The 16,693-nt window shown below is 54.8% G+C and carries 16 protein-coding genes and 1 pseudogene; 1 reads left to right on the forward strand and 16 read right to left on the reverse strand.

From position 1 onward, the window contains the following. Positions 1-14 precede the first annotated feature (14 nt). The 8 genes from ACLW56_RS20215 to ACLW56_RS20250 form a co-directional block, all read right to left on the reverse strand. Positions 15-797, reverse strand: coding sequence for an SDR family NAD(P)-dependent oxidoreductase (locus tag ACLW56_RS20215; RefSeq protein WP_330985497.1), 783 nt, complete (start codon positions 795-797; stop codon positions 15-17). A 43-nt stretch (positions 798-840) separates the two neighbouring features. After that, entirely contained in the window at positions 841-1,746 is a 906-nt protein-coding gene (locus ACLW56_RS20220; RefSeq protein ID WP_330985498.1) for a dihydrodipicolinate synthase family protein, read from the reverse strand. Beyond that, positions 1,746-3,452 carry a dihydroxy-acid dehydratase gene (gene ilvD, locus ACLW56_RS20225; RefSeq protein ID WP_330985499.1) on the reverse strand — a complete coding sequence of 569 codons (1,707 nt, stop codon included), beginning with the start codon at positions 3,450-3,452 and terminating at the stop codon, positions 1,746-1,748. Before ilvD ends, ACLW56_RS20220 begins: the two co-directional genes overlap by 1 nt. A 97-nt stretch (positions 3,453-3,549) precedes the next feature. Continuing rightward, complete coding sequence (locus ACLW56_RS20230) at positions 3,550-4,977, reverse strand: sugar porter family MFS transporter (RefSeq protein WP_330985500.1); 1,428 nt, start codon at positions 4,975-4,977, stop codon at positions 3,550-3,552. A gap of 27 nt (positions 4,978-5,004) precedes the next feature. Then, a complete protein-coding gene (locus ACLW56_RS20235; protein ID WP_330985501.1) occupies positions 5,005-5,874 on the reverse strand; it encodes an SMP-30/gluconolactonase/LRE family protein in 870 nt (289 codons plus the stop codon). 4 nt (positions 5,875-5,878) lie between these two features. After that, the gene (locus ACLW56_RS20240) at positions 5,879-6,526 is read right to left on the reverse strand and encodes a 2-dehydro-3-deoxy-6-phosphogalactonate aldolase (RefSeq protein ID WP_330985502.1); all 648 of its coding nucleotides are present in this window, start codon (positions 6,524-6,526) and stop codon (positions 5,879-5,881) included. After that, entirely contained in the window at positions 6,526-7,425 is a 900-nt protein-coding gene (locus tag ACLW56_RS20245; protein WP_330985503.1) for a 2-dehydro-3-deoxygalactonokinase, read from the reverse strand. The genes ACLW56_RS20240 and ACLW56_RS20245 overlap by 1 nt, the downstream gene beginning before the upstream one ends. A 96-nt stretch (positions 7,426-7,521) precedes the next feature. Beyond that, positions 7,522-8,247 (reverse strand): FadR/GntR family transcriptional regulator, encoded by a 726-nt coding sequence (locus ACLW56_RS20250; RefSeq protein ID WP_330985504.1) that lies wholly within the window; start codon positions 8,245-8,247, stop codon positions 7,522-7,524. A gap of 305 nt (positions 8,248-8,552) precedes the next feature. On the opposite strand from ACLW56_RS20250, the gene ACLW56_RS20255 reads away from it, so the two are divergent. Further along, the gene (locus ACLW56_RS20255) at positions 8,553-10,076 is read left to right on the forward strand and encodes an EAL domain-containing protein (RefSeq protein WP_330985505.1); all 1,524 of its coding nucleotides are present in this window, start codon (positions 8,553-8,555) and stop codon (positions 10,074-10,076) included. An 87-nt stretch (positions 10,077-10,163) separates the two neighbouring features. On the opposite strand, the gene ACLW56_RS20260 is transcribed toward ACLW56_RS20255, so the two are convergent. The 8 genes and pseudogenes from ACLW56_RS20260 to tssF all read right to left on the reverse strand — a co-directional run bounded on the left by ACLW56_RS20260 (position 10,164) and on the right by tssF (position 16,684). Next, positions 10,164-11,516, reverse strand: a complete 1,353-nt coding sequence (locus ACLW56_RS20260) for a VasL domain-containing protein (RefSeq protein ID WP_330985506.1) — start codon at positions 11,514-11,516, stop codon at positions 10,164-10,166. A 47-nt stretch (positions 11,517-11,563) separates the two neighbouring features. Next, entirely contained in the window at positions 11,564-12,013 is a 450-nt protein-coding gene (locus ACLW56_RS20265) for a bactofilin family protein (RefSeq protein ID WP_330985507.1), read from the reverse strand. Between the two features lie 187 nt (positions 12,014-12,200). Continuing rightward, positions 12,201-12,671 (reverse strand): hypothetical protein, encoded by a 471-nt coding sequence (locus ACLW56_RS20270; protein ID WP_330985508.1) that lies wholly within the window; start codon positions 12,669-12,671, stop codon positions 12,201-12,203. Positions 12,672-12,768: 97 nt separating this feature from the next. Beyond that, positions 12,769-12,906, reverse strand: a pseudogene (locus ACLW56_RS20275) (LemA family protein); the annotation flags it as partial. Then, complete coding sequence (tssE, locus tag ACLW56_RS20280; RefSeq protein ID WP_330985509.1) at positions 12,903-13,358, reverse strand: type VI secretion system baseplate subunit TssE; 456 nt, start codon at positions 13,356-13,358, stop codon at positions 12,903-12,905. The gene tssE and the pseudogene ACLW56_RS20275, both read right to left, overlap by 4 nt. Further along, on the reverse strand, positions 13,358-13,903 hold the full coding sequence (gene tssJ / locus ACLW56_RS20285; RefSeq protein ID WP_330985510.1) for a type VI secretion system lipoprotein TssJ: 546 nt from the start codon (positions 13,901-13,903) through the stop codon (positions 13,358-13,360). Before tssJ ends, tssE begins: the two co-directional genes overlap by 1 nt. Beyond that, the gene (tssG, locus tag ACLW56_RS20290; RefSeq protein WP_330985511.1) at positions 13,881-14,966 is read right to left on the reverse strand and encodes a type VI secretion system baseplate subunit TssG; all 1,086 of its coding nucleotides are present in this window, start codon (positions 14,964-14,966) and stop codon (positions 13,881-13,883) included. Before tssG ends, tssJ begins: the two co-directional genes overlap by 23 nt. Next, the gene (tssF, locus tag ACLW56_RS20295) at positions 14,930-16,684 is read right to left on the reverse strand and encodes a type VI secretion system baseplate subunit TssF (protein WP_330985512.1); all 1,755 of its coding nucleotides are present in this window, start codon (positions 16,682-16,684) and stop codon (positions 14,930-14,932) included. The genes tssG and tssF overlap by 37 nt, the downstream gene beginning before the upstream one ends. Positions 16,685-16,693: the final 9 nt, after the last annotated feature.

A 16,693-nucleotide genomic window follows, 5' to 3' on the forward strand; every position in this document is an offset into this window, starting at 1 on the left:
TCAGTTTGTCAGCCTTAACAATCTTCTTCATCCTGCATGATAGCGCTGCGGCCACCGTCCATCACGATGGTGGTGCCAGCAATAAAGCCAGCCTTGTCACTGGCTAAAAACAGGCACAGCTCGCCCACTTCTTCAGGTCGCCCAATACGTCCCACCGGGTGCTTTTTGATGGTTCTTTCACGCACCTTCTGAGCATCAGGGTGCGAATCAAACCAGGCCTGGTTTCCCGCTGTATCAATAAAACCTGGCGCGATGCCAACGGTGCGAATGTCCGGCCCCCATTCAATGGTCAGACTCTGAACCAGCGAGAGTAATGCCCGCTTGCTGATGTTGTACGGCGCGCAGCCAGGCATGGTTGAAAATGCATGGTTTGAAGTGATGACGATGATGGTGCCTTTGTTTTTACGCAATGTCGGGCGGGCGCATTTCGCCAGATACCAGTGCGAGCGCAAATTAAGTCGGAAGTTATGTTCCCAGTCACTTTCTTCGCAGTCGATGCCTTTGAACACGTTTTTCCCCGCATTCGACACCACAATATCGATTTTACCGAACAGCCCTTCGGCCCAGACTACAAACGCGTTAATGGACTCAGTTTGGGTGACATCAACGGGATGATAAAAATAGCGCTGTGGATAATCGGCCAGCATTTGCTGAACGGCGGGCGCACTTTCGGGCGCAGAAAATGCGCCGCCAATAACGATATCACCGTTGTCTAAAAAAGTTTGTGCGATAGCCTGGCCGATCCCCTGACTGGTGCCGGTAATGAGGACAATACGCTCTGATGTTTTGGTTGTCATAATAACCTCGGAACAGGCTGCGGTTGAGCCGCTGCCTTGATGATCATAGTTCGAACTGGTGAATGAACAGGTCAATAAGCTGGGCGTCTTCCGGCGTAAGCAGCCATCCCGGGCGGCGGCAATAATCGGTGGCGATAATGCCCCTGCGTTGCAGAATGGTTTTTTCCACCTGGATGATGTATTCGCAGTGGCTCATCCAGCGCTGAATGTACGGCAGCAGACGCTGGTGCAGCGCTTCAGCCTTTTCGGCTTCGCCGTTCAGCCAGTGGCGATAAATACGCACATAAACGTCCGTGAAAGAGCATCCCGGCATCACGCCTTTGCCGCCTGCCGCGAGCATTTGCAGCATATACAGCCCGGCGTACCCGTTGAGGACGCTGGCCTGTGGGGCTTTGGTCAGGAATTCACGGGTGTACTCCACTGGCGGATTGCATTCAATTTTAAACACCGCATGCGGGTAGCGGGCCGCCACGTCGGCAAGCTGTTCCGGGGTGATGGGCAGACCCGTTTCACCCGGCGCATATTGCACCATCACCGGGATATCTACCGCCTCAAGCACGGCAAAAATGTGTGCCTGAATAGCCTGTGGGCTCGGGCTCAGGAAGAACGGTGGGAGCAGCATCAGGGCATCCGCGCCAAGCTTCGCATAATCCTGCGCACGCTTAACCGCCTGCTCGGTGCTGTGGTCTGTTACCGACATCGCCCGGTACAGCGGGCTGCCCGCCAGCGTCGAGACAAACAGTTGCGCCAACCGATCACGCTCATAGTCGTTGAGCTTGGGAAACTCGCTGGCGATGCCGAACAGCGTGGTCCCCTGTGCGCCGCTGGTCGCCAGATGTTCCAGCAGTCGCACCAGGCTTTTTTCATCCACTTCGCCCTGCGCGGTAAACGGCATGGCGGTAATGGGATTAACCCCAATAATCTGTTGAGCACTGTAACGTATGGTCATTAGTCGTCCTCCCTGTCCGCCAGTACGGCACCTTGTGCGGCAGGCAATGCCCAGCGCCGGTAAAGACGCAGGAAGCCACGCGGCACATCTTTATTGACGGGTTTCCAGCTTTCGCGACGCGTGGCGAGTACCGTTTCTGTGACGTGAAGCGTCAGGGTGCGGGTCGGAATATCAATGGAAATCTCATCCCCATCTTCCACCAGCGCCAGCTCGCCGCCGTCCACCGCTTCCGGCGAAATATGCCCGACGAACAGCCCCCGGTTGGAGCCGGAGAAGCGCCCGTCGGTGATCAACGCGCAGGAATCAGAAAGCCCCATGCCTTCAAGCGACTTCATCGGCTTATACATCTCCGGCATCCCCGGACCGCCTTTTGGCCCCTCGTAGCGCAGCACCAGCACGCTGCCTGGTTTAATTTGGCCAGACATAATCGCCTCAACAGATTCCTGCTCGCTGTTGAAAACAACCGCCGGGCCGCGGAACACCATCAGGTTTTCCGGCACCGCTGCCGGTTTCACGACGCAGCCGAGCGGTGACAGATTGCCGTGCAGCACGGCCACGCCTGCTTCGTTACGCACCGGAACAGCAAGGGTACGGATAACATCCGGGCGGCTGCTACGTTGAGCCTGCGCCACCAGCTCGCCTTTGGTTTTCCCACTCACCGTCAGGGCATTGAGATCCATCAACGAGCTGATTTCCTTCTCCACGGCCTGCACCCCGCCCGCTTCCCAGAAGTCGATCATGTCATATTCGGAGGCTGGATAAAGCGAGGCCACCAGCGGCACCTGATGGCTCAGTTCATCGAAGGCCGAAAGCGGCAGATGCCCCAGTTCGGCTTCGTAATGAATCGCCTGTAGGTGAAGGATGGCGTTGGTGGAGCCTCCGGTCGCCAGCAGATAGATCATCGCATTGCGGATCGACTGCCGGGTGATGATTTGCCGGGCGTTAACGCCCTCCTGAACCAGTTTTACTGCCTGACGTCCGGTCGCCACGGCGCATTCACGACGCGCCGGTGAAACCGCAGGCAGCGTGCTGCTGCCGGGCAAGCTCATACCCAGCACTTCGCCAATGCAGCACATGGTGTTAGCCGTGCCGTACATGGTGCAGGAACCCGGCCCCGGTTCGGCAATGTTCTCAATATGGGCGAACTCTTCTTCACTGATTTCACCGCGTTTCTTCCAGCCTATCGCTTCGGTCACGATATTGCCGTCCCAGTGCTTGCCTTTGTATTCCGCCGGGTACATCGGGCCGCCGTTGACCATGATGGCCGGAATATCCAGCCGCGCTGCCGCCATCAGCATCGCCGGTACAATTTTGTCGCACGACCCGAGCAGCACCATGCCGTCGAAACGGTGCGCGCGCATCATCACTTCGATGGACGCGGTAATCACCTCACGAGCGGCGAGAATATAACGCATACCAAGATGCCCTTCGGCGATGCCATCGCACGGGGCGATGGTACCGAACACCATGCCGACGCCGCCTGCCTCTTCAATACCCTCCAGCACTCTGGACGTCAGCTCATTCAGGTTGGCGTGACCGGCGGTGGCGTTGGTGTAGCTGTTGACCACGGCAATCACCGGGCGGCGCAGCTGTTCGTCGGTATGGCCCATTGATTTATACAGCGCACGTTTCAGCGCGCCGTCGTCACCTTCAAGGATTGGGCTGAAATGCGTGCCACAACTGGCACATCCTCCACATCCACTCATATGCTTGTTCTCTTCTCTAAAGGGGCTTTCGAAAGACGGGTGTTCATGGCGTTCTCCGCAATCGCGCGGCCTGGCAATGTGGCAGACCGCAGAGGGGTTATTCGGTCGCGACATCACGGCCTGTCTGGGTGCCTGCTTTTTTCTGTCCGATATCACGCAGGGCTTCACCGCTCATCAGATTGCGTTCGATGTTTTCCAGCGAAATGTTTTTGGTTTCGGGCACAAACAGGAGGGTCAGTACGATGCACACCACGTTCAGCAAGCCGTACAGCCAGAAGGTGTTTGGACTGCCAATGGTGTCAATCAATGTCAGGAAGGTCGCACCGATAATCATATTGGCTATCCAGTTCGCCATCGTGGAGCAGGTTACGCCAAAATCTCGCCCTGCCAGCGGCTGGATCTCCGAGCACAGCACCCAGATAAGCGGGCCAGCGCTCATGGCAAAACCGGTGATAAAAATCAGCAGGACAATAACCGCGGTGTACTGTTCAGTCGGGCTGGTAATACCGCTGTGGAACATGTAGCCAAGAATACCCATGCACACTGCCATTCCAGCAAAGCCCAGCTTGAGGATCGGTTTGCGCCCCCATTTGTCGACCAGGCCAATGGCAATAAACGTCGCCAGCACGTTGGTCAGGCCCGCAATCACGGTCCCCCACATCTGCTCCCGAGTGGTGGAGAAGCCCGCGATTTCGAAGATTTTCGGCGCGTAATACATGATCACCGTCATGCCGGTGAACTGCTGCATGAACTGCAACACCACTCCCATGTAGGTGGAACGGCGGAAGTTCGGGTTGTGGCGAAACAGCTGCCAGCCGCGCTGTTTCATCTTCACGCTTTCGCGGATCTGTTCCAGCTCGTACTGAGCCTCTTTATCGGAATTACGCAACAGCTTCAGGACGTTGCCAGCCAGAGCATGACGGTCTTTCATCATCAGCCAGCGCGGGCTTTCCGGCAGGGTCAGTACGCCCATAAACAGCACCAGCGCCGGGAAGGTGATCACGCCGAGCATCCAGCGCCAGTGGCCGCCAGCGCTCAATGCGGTATCCGACAGGAAGGCGGCGAGAATACCGATGGTGATCATCAGTTGATACAGTGAAATCATGCTGCCACGGATACGCTCTGGCGCAATTTCAGAGAGATAGAGAGGCGCGGTAAAAGAAGCAACGCCCACCGCCAGCCCAAGAATAAAACGGCTTACGGACAACGCTATCATGCTGTCGGCCATCGCACAGCCCACGGAGCCGATAACAAACAGCACCGCCCCCAACAACAGGCTTTTTCTGCGCCCAAGCCCTGAAGACATCGGGCCGCTGCACAGCGCACCAAGGGCTGCACCGAACATCATCACGCTGACCACAATTTCCTGGTGATGGCTGCTGAGATTAAATTCGCTGGCAATAAAGGGTAAAGCACCGGCAATGACGCCCATATCGAGGCCGAACAACAGGCCCGCCAGAGCGGCCAGGAAGCAAACAAGCAACGTTTGCCGGTTGGTTTTTGTAGGGTTAAGAGCTGTGTTCATAATGACACCTTGATTGTTATCGCTTTTTTAAATCCCAAAAAGACCGGCAGGCAGGCCGGTTAACGTTGTGGACAGGCTTAACAATGCCCCGTCAGTCTCACTGGGTTGGACCAGCCCTTCACGGGCGGAAGTGATGTACAGATCAGAGAAATCAGGGCCGCCGAAGGTGCAGCTGCTCGGCTGCGTGACGGGCAGACTCAGGTTGTCCAGCGCCTGTAATTGGGTCCCTGAAAGCTGGTATCGCACGAGCTGCGACTGTCCCCATCGGGCATTAATCAGTTGTCCTTCGGTGGTGAGTGCGGAACCATCCGGGATACCCTCAACGCGGTGTGCAGCAAGCTCTACCAACTGCATCCCGGACCACTGCGCGCAATAAATATGATGGCGCAGCGAATCGGCAAACCAGATAGTCCCCTCATGCCACTGCAATGTGTTGGGTACAAGCTGGTTGCTGAGTACACACCTTGCCTGCCGTTCACCAGAGGCAAGCCGATACCAGCTGCCCGTCGGTTTTTGCGCTGCCGGATCCATGGTGCTGAACCACAGTGCGCCGTCCGGGGCAATCGCCGCTTCATTTGGTCGGGTTCCGGCCGCCTCTGGCGGATACTCACAACGAGCAGTCAGCCGCTGATGCAGAGAGTCGTACAGCCAGATGCCACTCTGGCTGACCACCAAAAATGTCTCTTTTTGCGTCGTCAGCAGCACCGCGCTGGTCAGCAGCGGCATCGCGTGTATTTCTGTTCGTCCACCAGCGCCGGGCCAATAGCGCAGCAGGCGCTGCTCAAGGATATCCACCCACAACAAAGACTGGCTGCGAGGACACCACACCGGCGTTTCCCCAAGCCGCGCACGGTAAGAACCGTGGGCTTTTATCGGCGAACTGACGACGCTTTTCATCGCGTTACGCCACGCATTCAAGCCAGGCGCGCTGATAGGCCTGAGCCTGTTCACGCAGCAACGCCATGCTCATGCCCGCCTGATACAGCCCGCCGCCAAGGCCAAATCCGTTGGCTCCCGCCCGGATATAGCTGCGCATCTGCGCGGCATCCGGCTGAATGCCGCCCACCGGGAGACAGGCAATCTCATGCGGAATGACAGCTCGGAAGGCTTTGGTGATGGCGGGCGTGATGTGCTCCGCCGGAAACAGCTTCAGCCCGCTGGCCCCTGCGGCGATGGCGCTGATGACCTCGCTCGGCGTCATCACGCCCGGCAGGCTGACCAGCCCACATTCCACCGTGTGGCGGATCACTTGCGGATCGCAGTTCGGCGAAATAATCAGCTGACCGCCAGCGTCCGCAACCTGCGCAACCTGCTCAACGGAGAGCACCGTGCCTGCCCCGACAAACCCGCGTCCGGCCACCGTTTCGCGCATCAGGCGGATGGATTTGAGCGGCTCGGGGCTGTTCAGCGGCACTTCCAGCCAGTGAAAACCACAGTCCAGCAAAATCTCTGCCGCCTCGCTGGCTTGTGCGGGCGTGATGCCGCGCAGAATAGCGACCAGCGGCAGCGACTCCTGCTGCCAGCGGGCCATAAACGATGTTGAATTCATCAGGCATTTCCTTGAGTCAGGGAGAAAAGGTGGCTCAGGCCGCGGATAAAGCAGTCGTCGCCGTTAACCGGAGTCAGCTTCAGCTCCGTCAGGGTGGCAGCCAGCTGGTAACGCTCCGCCAGCGCAGGGCTTCCCACCACCCAGGCGTGCTGCCCGGCGGGTAAAGCCAGAAGCTCATAGCCAATCGTCAGGCCAGAGAGATAGCTGTGGACATGCGCCGCGGCGATGTCCCCCGCCAGGCGGCGTGTACGGGCAGAAAAAATAAGATGCGTGAAGGGAGAACCCTGAAGGGCCGCTTTCGCCCCGAGCAGAAAGGCTGTTTTGTCCTCCTGCTGCTCTGGCAACGCTTTACCAAGAAGGGAGTGCTGGCTCAGGAGAGAGAAGACTTCCCCGGTCATAAAGGTGGAGAAGCGGGCTATTTTCCCGTCAACCATTTCCGCGTGCTTGCTGTGAGTGCCGGGTAGCAGCGCAAAGTGGTGCTCTGCGGGATGCCGCTGACAAAGCCCCAAAAGCTGTACTTCTTCTCCGCGCATAACATCTTGCTGACCGAATAGGCTGGTTCCGCTGACACCCGGCACGATCCACGCCGGGCTGCCCCACGGGGTAGTGAAACTATGCATGCAATCCAGCAGATTGCCCGCATCGCAGGGCTGCTGCGCGTAAGGCACGTCATGCCAGCCCTGCTGCGATCCGACCATGCCCGCCATCATTACGGGCAGCTCGCCAAGGCGATTAAGCCAGGGCGCAAGTAAGGCGTGAAGCGTGGCAGCGAACTGTGCGTTTTCAACAGATAACAACCCGCAGGGATGGCTGAGACGCTCTGTCTGCTGCGTCTCATGCATCAAAAAAGCGCGGAAGTTGGTGGTGCCCCAGTCTACTGCAATCCAGTACTTGCTCATCAGGTAATACAACCATTTAAATCTTGTAATACAAGAATGTTAGAGCAAAAAATCCCCACGATCTGTGAGGCGGATCGAAATTATTCTAAGGAGGGATCAGGCGAAGAGGTGGAGGTGTTCCGGGAGTTCTTTCCAGATGTGCTTACGAGCGGCATTGATAAGGATGGCTCGCATCTGCTGGCGGGCGGCATCAGGGCGCTTTAAGCGAATGTTTTCAAACAGTAAAAAATGATCATCCACGGCGGGATAAGTTTCGCGGACGTCCTTTTCCAGCGTCTGACGGAATGACAGCACCATGGCGGCAGACAGAGCATTTCCCAGCGCCAGCAGGAACGGATTGTGGGTCGCGCGTAGCAGCGCCTGATGGAATGCGAGGTCGCCTTCTTCAAACAGCGCCCGTTCAGCTTCGGTTTGCCCCTGCCGCATCAAACCCAGGGCATCTTCGAGGGCGGCCAGATCGTGGCCTGTGGCATTCAGTGCCGCCAGCGTGGCGACATTCGGTTCGAAAATAAGGCGGGTCACCATAAGCTGCTCGACGAGTTCCGGCCCGACTTCCCCCTCAGCCAGCCAGTTAAGTACGTCGGCATCCAGCAGATTCCACATCTCACGGTGGTTAACCATTGTGCGCTTTTTGGGCTGGATAGTGATGAGCCCTTTAGCGGCAAGAAACTGTAGCGCATTGCGCACAGAGGTGCGGGAGACACCGTACTCGCCCGCCAGCTCATTCTCGCCCGGCAGCGAAAGCCCCGGATGGAGGTCGCCGTGCAGGATACGGCTGGCGAGATGTTGCGTGACGGATTCGGCAAGGGTAGTTTGCTGCATGCTCATGGTTTCCCGACAATAATTTCCTGTGGGATATAGTAAGGGATGCGGGTGTGAAGGGCCAACAATGAGTGGATTTATGTGGGAGTGAGCAGGCGTGATTTTGTTTACAGTCTCGGTTTTGCTTTTGTGCGATCCGGACTCTTCATCGAAATGGGTTCGATAATCCGCCGTAACCTCCCCCGCCTAAGCCAATCTGGAAGAATTGCTACCAGAACTATGGTTATTTTTTATTTTGTCGGCCATGCTTTTTGTAATTCTCAAATCAACCCTTGTTACCGGCGCTTCATCCTCAGGATCTGTAAATGCGCAATGCACTTATGCCCGTCCTCGTAGCCGTAGCCATGTTTATGTTGGGCGTTTTTATTCTGAATACGCAGCTCTGGTATTCTGCGCGCGCAGACAGTCTTGCGGGTGCTCGCTATGCCATAAAGAACATGAATGTCATTCTGGATGAGGCCCACCGCGCCACTCGGTCGGCGATGGATATTGCGCAACAAGGCTGTGGTTTGGAAGAGCAGTATCGACTCGGCACCGAAGCTGCTTTGCAGCCCCATCTGAGGACGATCATGATCCTTAAACAAGATACGGTTCAGTGCTCTTCTCTGCCTGGCAACCGCGTTTTGCTGGTCAACGTCACCGCTTTACCGAATGAGCCTTTATTACTCGTTCCTGCCGACGGTACGGTGAACGGCCTTCCCGTTCTTATTTATCAGACCAATTTTGCGGATAGCCGCATTGTGGTGTCCATGAGTGACCAGCATATACGTGATGCCCTGAACATTCCGCTGAAAGATGTCTCCTATGTCTTAAAAGTGGGAAATAGCGTGATAGGGGTAACTGGCGGGGTTTCGGCGTTAGACGATACACAGCATTTTTCTGGCCGCGCTGTGGCGACAAACTATCCCTACAGTATTGAATACAACATTCCACCGATGATTAGCCTGGCGAGGCTCATTAACAAGGGCGGGAGCATATTGCTTTTTTTACTGCTGACGTCCTGCGTCGCGGGTTGCATCCTTTATAAGTATCTGAACAAAAATACCTTACCGGATGAAGCGCTGCGAAGAGCGATTGCCAGAAATGAGATCGTCCCTTTTTATCAGCCCGTCGTAAACGGTAAAGAAGGGACACTGCGTGGGGTTGAAGTGCTGGCAAGGTGGAAGGTTCCTGGCGGAGGGTATATTTCTCCTGCGGTCTTTATTCCGGTGGCGGAGAAAACCGGATTAATCGTGCCATTAACGCAAAACCTGATGGCTCAGGTGGTCAAAAACATGAATGCCATTGCCAGTAAGTTGCCGGAAGGTTTTCATGTGGGCATTAATTTCAGCGCGTCGCATATCACCTCCCCTACCTTCGTGGAGGAATGCCTCAGCTATAAGCGCAGTTTTAGCCGACAAGATTTAAACCTGGTTATAGAAGTCACGGAACGCGAACCTCTGGATGTCGATGAGCATCTTGTTAATACCCTAAATGTTCTGCATAACAATGGCTTTACCATCGCGCTGGATGACTTTGGCACCGGTTATTCAGGGCTGTCTTATTTACAGGATTTGCATATCGACTACATCAAAATTGACCAAAGTTTTGTCGCCCGGGTGAATGCCCACGAGGACTCTACCCGAATTCTTGATTCCGTTTTGGACCTCGCACGTAAACTTTCAATAAGCATCGTCGCTGAAGGTGTGGAAACAAAAGAGCAGCTCGACTATCTCAATAGAAATAACATCACTTTTCTCCAGGGATACTACTTTTTCAAACCCGTTCCGCTTCCTGAGCTGGTCAAAATCCTGCTGTCTAAACCGAAGGTGAAAGTGGTGGTTGAGTAATCATCAGCTCTATCGCGTTGTAGGTGATTGCAGCCAAAAAAATGGCCCCTGTCGGGACCATTCACGAAAACGTTAAAAGAAAATAAATTACTTATCTGACTGCTGCGTTTGATTCGACCAGGTCTGAATCAATCCTTTTAAATGCTGTTGTACTTGCTGATGCGTTGCCACGGCTTCATCACTGGATTGGTTTTGGAGGACACGGAGCTGTTCTTCAAGAGGGACCGTTTGACGGAAGCTGTTCATCATTTCGTAAACGCTTGATTTCAGCTCGCTGACGGTGATGTATTTGCCTTTCTGCCCGTCCAGCGCATTGAGTTTATCCACCAGCGTCTGCAACTGCTGCATGCCATTGTGCCAGCCGTTTAAGGTGACCTCTGGCAGTGCATTCACTGCTTGCCTCTGCTGCCATTGCTTCTGCATTTCCGCCACTTCCGGGCTTTCAGGCCAGAGGGTGTTCGCCTGCTTCAGCAAGGCATTGCCATACTGAAAGGCCCAATCGGGTGAAAGCGCAGATAAGGATTCCAGCTGTTGCGTGGCGCTCGCCAGCCATTTTGACTGGTCGACAGTGTTTTCCTTTGCCTGGCTCAGCGTTTGCACCTGTTCACCTGTCAGCGCTTGCGGCAATGGCGCAACGGAGGCGGTTAAAGCCTGTGATGCCGTATCGACACGATTCACATATTGCCAGCCCCACAGCGCAATCGCGCCCACCACCAGCGCGGAGCAAACGCCTGCCAGAAATACCGGCCAACGCTTTGGCGGTGGCAGCGTTTCATGCACCACTTCAACACTCACTTCCGGCTCTGGGCGAATGACATACACCAGGCGGCTAACCGGCGGCACTGAGTCATCGGCGGGCACAGAAGCCAGTGCCTGAGGCGGAAGCGTTACTGCGGGAGTGTTCGCGTCCTGCGGTGAGCTGTTTTCCAGCCGGGTCAAGGCGCTGCGCACTTGCTGCGCCAGTGCTGTCGCCGGACAGGCATGTTTTAACGCCTGGCGAGTCAGGATCTCATCCAGTGAGACCAACAGTTTTTCAGCCTGATCCAGCGATGGTAAGTCACTGTGACTGAGAGAGAAAGTCCGGAATATTTTCTGCAGCCGCTGGAACAGACCATTCAGAATTTCCGCCCGGGCGTGCACGGTTTGCGGCCAAAGCTGCGCCCACTGATGGCTCAGTAACGCGTTCAGAATGGCCAGCCCTTCATTCATGCCCTGAACGCGCGCCAGATGGCTGCGCGCGAGGGTATACCACGCCCCGGTCTGAAGCTCGACGCCGTTCAGCTCAAACAGCGAAAGAGAAAGCGTTTCAACGAGCTTCCAGTTCACATCCGGGCGGGCCGGATGTGTCAACTTGCTCATCTCTTCACGCAAGGCAATAAAATCGGCTAACGAACGAGGATCGCTGCCCGTTTTAACGGGACGAGGTTGTACATCATGCATAGTCATGTCCTGGAAATGAGAGAGGAGAGAGTAGCGCAGGATGCGTTTCAGGCCGACGCTACCGTCTGGTTGTCTTCCTGATCATGCGAAAAATCAACCACATTACTGGCCTGCATATCCGCACAATGCTCCATTTGTCCTACCAGCACGCCGCCCTGAGCGACCGACAAGGTGACATAGCGCAACTTGCCCTCAATTCGCCCGTGCTCGCAAACCTCAACGCTTTCTGCACTGCATTCACCGTCGAGGGTGCCGTCTACCACCAAAACTGGCGATGCCACATTCCCGGTGACCAGACCATCCCGCATGACGGTAATTTGCCCGTCTTTCGCATGAATGTTGCCGTTCACCTGGCCGTAAATAAAAACCTGCCCGGTGGTGGTGATATTCCCTTCAAAAATAACGCCCTGAGCAATCACGGTGCCCTGAGTCGGATCGACACTTGTCGCAGAATTAAGCGTGATATTCTCTTTCTTCGTCATATTTTTTCCAAACATCAGTGACGGTATCCTTTTTGTACCATGAACAATAAACGCTCCAGCCGATAAAATAGCGAGCATTCCGGCTATATAAGGCTGAAACAGAACCCAGGCCAGCAGGGTGAATAACCACAACAGCAGACCAAGATAAAAGAAGAAAAAAACCATAGGCAGCAAACTTTATTTTTCGACGAAAACCCGCCTGTTATGAGAGCAAGCGGCTTACCATGTCAAAAAATACATCCTCGTTAAATTCACAACGTGGCATCCAGCCAGGTCCCGTCGGGCCCCACGTCCAGCGAGTATTTTCACTTGAACGCATAAACAGTCGATAAGCTGAGGTGCTGTTTCTGTCTGCACAGAAGATGACCTCCATGCAACCTGTCACGCCCTGCCCGTATAAAAACACCGGCGTAAACTCCACCGTTTTATTTTCATAACGAAGCAGAATGCCAGGAACATTAAATGCTTTCCCGCCAATCAAATATTCAATTAATGACACCGCTGTACTTTCAATGCCAATCCCGGTACCCGCCAACCAGGCTTCCATATTTTCCTGAAGCTCGCCGATACGCTGGCGAAACTCCGTTATATCTGCCTGGTTACTGCCTGTCGATGCTCCTTTTCTGGATTTTTGCTCCTGGAGCTTTTTTAGAAACTGCGCTTTTGCTGTCATGTTTACCTGCGTTGTGCGTTCTTAACGACCTGACTTGATGTGTTTAGTCGAATGCTTACCAGCGCCCGGAAGATTCAGAAAAAAATCATCCCCCAAAGACGCTCTCTTCGTGCGCAGCATAGCCTTTCACCGTGGAGACCAGATTCGGGATCAAATCAGCGCGACGCTGATACTGGTTCATCCCCTCCGCCCATTTGGCGGAGACATCCTCATCGCTTGACCTCGCCAACGTCAAAGTGACGTCTGCTTATCGAGGTAGTTTTGCTGTTTCAGGTGACGGATAAGCACGCGTCCTTCTGGCATAAAATCTGTGCCATAGCGCACCAGGCCGATCCCTTTTAATTCAGCATCAATGGCATAACACAGCTCACCGGGGATTTCCTGCTCCAGCAGCACCACCGAGATACTTTTCAGACGCGGCTCATACTTAAGCAGCACCAAAGACAGCGTATTCATCAACTGATGCGCGGTACCCGGCATGCCTTGCAGGATTTTGGTCATGTCCGGCAAACCGTAATCCGGCAGATGCGCCAGCGTGCCCGCGCGACAGTTCAGAATGCGCTGCATGTTATCCAGCACCGACAAAATCACCTGGTTCTGCTCGTTAACCTGATGCAGGTCGAGACCACCGGTGAAATTACCGTAGAGGATTTCGTAGAGTGAGGGGGTGTTGTGTCCCTGTGGCATCAGTCGTCCTTAAGGGGCTGTAGCGTCAGATGGTTGTTTCCGGCCTCCAGGATGCGCGGTTTATCAGGATCGAGGTCCTCACGGTGGATAACCATCTTCCAGGTGTTATTCACCATATCCGGATGGCGGAACAAACCGATGACAGCCACAAACTGAGCTTCTGTCTCCATTGGCATATCAAGAGTGGCGTCACCACCTGGTTTCACAACAACATCACGGCTAGCCAGTAAATCCGCTTTAAGGTAGGTCTCACCGTCTTTGAGCAATTGTTGATAGACGGTCTTATCGAAGGTTTTGCGGTCTTTTAATTGATAAACACGCACCACCACCGGCTCGGACAACGAATTACTCTCTCGGGCATCGGTATTCAGTGCTTCACGGGCGGTAAAATCCAGATGAAGCACTTTAATCTTCTTGTAAAAAACAGCGTTGAATGCCGACTTGCTCCCGTCGGCAACGCTCTGCGTCAGCCCACAGCCTGCCAGGTTGAGGGCGATGACTGGCAGCAGCCAGCGTGCGGATTTAGTCAAACTTATACGTAACACGTCGGTTTCCTTGTTGTATTTTTGCAGGCTGCAGGCCACTGTAATAGCCCAGTTCCGTGGTAAAAGTCTGTGGAATATCGTCTGAGGGATTCTCTTCTTCTGCACCTAACACGCCATTCATGCCCAGCCAGAAAGGCCCCTCTCCCAGAGGAGGCACTGTCAGCAAGCGAGTGCTGACCGTCAGCGTCATCTTTGCCTTGAATCGCCAACCCAGATAAACCCGAAGCATCACCAGAAAATCCTGGTAGAGCTTACCGTCTGGCTTCCAGCCCTTCGCTTCTTGATCGTTATCTGTCTTCAAGGCAATGAGCAGTTGGCTATTGGCATCCATCGCTTCATCGCCGAGAGGCGTGTTGCCATCCAGAAGAAAATCTTCATCACCGTAGAATCCTAGAGGCTGGCTAATTTCAATGGGCCGCAAACAGTACGGACTCACCTTTACCGTCGTGTCCGGTGCCAGCAAACTGACCAATGCCTGCATCCCTTCCTGGGTTTTACCTGGCTGACGAAGTACGCCCAGCAATGCCAGAAAACGTGATACTGGGGTGGCGATGTGTTCTGCTGTGCCGGGAATACCCAATCCCACCAATCCCAGCAGTGATTGAGAAATACTGTCTGTTCCTCCGGGTTCAAACGTCGCCGGATAAGAGTATTTGCGCCAGATACGGTAAAACTGCGTCAGAATGCGGTGACTGAAGATATCGAGGAAGCCCTGCAGCGCCTCATGACCTTCCCTGCGCTGGGCAATATCATCGAGATAGGCCGTCGGCAGCGGAGAATCAACCCCGTACATTCCCAAAAAAGTGGTACGAATAACCGGTGGTTTTCTCTCATCCTCTTCATCGTATTCAACGGCTCTTAGCTCACTGGCCGGAAACCCCATTCCTGGATGCGGGCTGAACCTTACCGGATCGTCGGAAGGATGGCTGGTCGAGCCCATCAACGGCTTACCTGGTTGACGTTTTTCCAGCAGCTGGCAAAAGCGATAAAAATTTATACGATGAAGGTCGGCTTCCAGCCGCGGACTCAGCCGGGAATGCGGCGATTGTGCTTCTCTTCCCATTCCAGGCGTTCTCCAGTGGGTTGCAAAATGATAACCAGACGGTTAAACAGGTAGATGTCGGTGTAGAGCGCGAAGAAGCGGCTCAGCATCTCACCAAACAAACAGATATCACCCCGCCCGGCAAAGCCGTGGCTATCGAGCGTGACTTCTATCTGCACACCACGCACCAGATACCCTTGTTCGAAGCGTTCTGCTTCACTGTGTTTCACATCGATGATGGCTTCCAGACGGCGGCGGTTCATCTCACTGTGCGTCCATTCATACAGTGCCAGCGTACCGCGCAGTACTTCGGCGTTATCCATCATCGACAGGAAACCACTGCCGAGATGGCTCAGCACTCGCCAGTGAAAACGATCCTGATCGGGTGGATAACAAGGCAACGTTGGGGCACACAGATTACGTACGGCAATACTGGCTGAGGTGGTTTTCATCACCGTATCAAGCACCGTACTTTGCAGGGCGCGTCGTGGTAATTGTCCATTGGTTCCGGTGAGGGTTAATGAAAGGCTTTCATCCTCTGGCACCGTGTGATTATCGAACGCTTCGCCACCAAGAATAAGCCAGGTGTTATGCAGCCCGGACGGGCCACGGCGCACGCGGGTGTGGTAGTAATATTCCGGCGCTTCATGACGCATCATTCCACCTTTGTGGCGGAAACTCGAAAACGGCACGTAGGTGTGCTGGCTCGATGACATCACCGAATCCACCGCGTATATCTCCGTATGGCCATCCTGCACGCGCATCGGGCGCAGCATGTATTCGGTCTGCAGGGAGTTGAGCGTCAGCGGGTCAGATTCCAGCGGGAACAGGTTAATCACCGGCACGCAGTTCAGGCGCAAATGCTTTTCGGTAAAGCTGAAGTCATGCTCCCAGCGCTCCGCCAGTACCACGTCGATTTCAAACCAGGGGATCTCCGCAGGGAAGGCTACCGTCTCCAGACCACGCAAGCCGGTGAACATGAACTTCTCACGGAAGGTAAAATATTCCAGCAGCAACTGATAGCCACTGAAACTGCTGTTGCCCTTCGGCCACAGCGTATCGTCATCGCCAAAGCCTTGCGCGGTAAAGTGCCCATCAAATGGCCTTCTGTCCACATCCCCCGGCATCCGTAACCACATGCGAGCCACATTCATCGTGAAGGCTTCGTGCATTGCGCAAGCCAACGGGGCATCGGCGTTGAAATACAGAGATATACAACTAAGATCGATACGGCTCCAGTCAGCCAAATCGCTACAGTTGAAGCGAAGCTTTACAACCGAACGACCATCAGAGTCGGTGGTCAAGTGAGCTGAATCCAGCGATAGCGGCTGGAGATGAATCTCTTTTGTGGTGGTGTACCGGCAACGCGTTCCTTTTTCACCAATCGGCCGGGAATTGACCTCGAAGCCTTTGGCGATGCGCATCTGCTCTTTCATTTCGCGCCAGTCAGGGGTGAACTCGACCACCGACATAGAAGGAATGGTACGCAGGTAATGCGGCCACAGCAGGCTGACCAGCCCTTCGGTCAGCTCAGGCAGGTCGTCATCGAGCTTTTCGCGCAGCCGGCCCATCAGGAAGGCAAAGCCCTCGAACAGCCGCTCCACGTAAGGGTCGCGCGCCCCCGCTTTATCGAGATTGAGCATTGCTGCCTGCTCGGGGTGAGCACGGGCAAACTCTTCACCCGCCTCAAGCAGGTAGCGCATTTCAGCGTCATAATAACGCAGGGTTAAATCGTCCATATTTATAAT

It is taken from the genome of Pantoea sp. sgz302252 (assembly GCF_047713085.1).
GTDB lineage: Bacteria > Pseudomonadota > Gammaproteobacteria > Enterobacterales > Enterobacteriaceae > Scandinavium.

Coding starts and splice junctions, on each gene's coding strand:
- ACLW56_RS20215 (WP_330985497.1), bottom strand. CDS start 797: ATGACAACCAAAACATCAGAGCGTATTGTCCTCATTACCGGCACCAGT.
- tssG (WP_330985511.1), bottom strand. CDS start 14,966: ATGGGAAGAGAAGCACAATCGCCGCATTCCCGGCTGAGTCCGCGGCTG.
- ACLW56_RS20265 (WP_330985507.1), bottom strand. CDS start 12,013: ATGTTTGGAAAAAATATGACGAAGAAAGAGAATATCACGCTTAATTCT.
- ACLW56_RS20220 (WP_330985498.1), bottom strand. CDS start 1,746: ATGACCATACGTTACAGTGCTCAACAGATTATTGGGGTTAATCCCATT.
- ACLW56_RS20230 (WP_330985500.1), bottom strand. CDS start 4,977: ATGAACACAGCTCTTAACCCTACAAAAACCAACCGGCAAACGTTGCTT.
- ACLW56_RS20245 (WP_330985503.1), bottom strand. CDS start 7,425: ATGAGCAAGTACTGGATTGCAGTAGACTGGGGCACCACCAACTTCCGC.
- ACLW56_RS20250 (WP_330985504.1), bottom strand. CDS start 8,247: ATGCAGCAAACTACCCTTGCCGAATCCGTCACGCAACATCTCGCCAGC.
- tssF (WP_330985512.1), bottom strand. CDS start 16,684: ATGGACGATTTAACCCTGCGTTATTATGACGCTGAAATGCGCTACCTG.
- ACLW56_RS20235 (WP_330985501.1), bottom strand. CDS start 5,874: ATGAAAAGCGTCGTCAGTTCGCCGATAAAAGCCCACGGTTCTTACCGT.
- ACLW56_RS20260 (WP_330985506.1), bottom strand. CDS start 11,516: ATGCATGATGTACAACCTCGTCCCGTTAAAACGGGCAGCGATCCTCGT.
- ACLW56_RS20255 (WP_330985505.1), top strand. CDS start 8,553: ATGCGCAATGCACTTATGCCCGTCCTCGTAGCCGTAGCCATGTTTATG.
- ilvD (WP_330985499.1), bottom strand. CDS start 3,452: ATGAGTGGATGTGGAGGATGTGCCAGTTGTGGCACGCATTTCAGCCCA.
- ACLW56_RS20240 (WP_330985502.1), bottom strand. CDS start 6,526: ATGAATTCAACATCGTTTATGGCCCGCTGGCAGCAGGAGTCGCTGCCG.
- tssE (WP_330985509.1), bottom strand. CDS start 13,358: ATGCCACAGGGACACAACACCCCCTCACTCTACGAAATCCTCTACGGT.
- ACLW56_RS20270 (WP_330985508.1), bottom strand. CDS start 12,671: ATGACAGCAAAAGCGCAGTTTCTAAAAAAGCTCCAGGAGCAAAAATCC.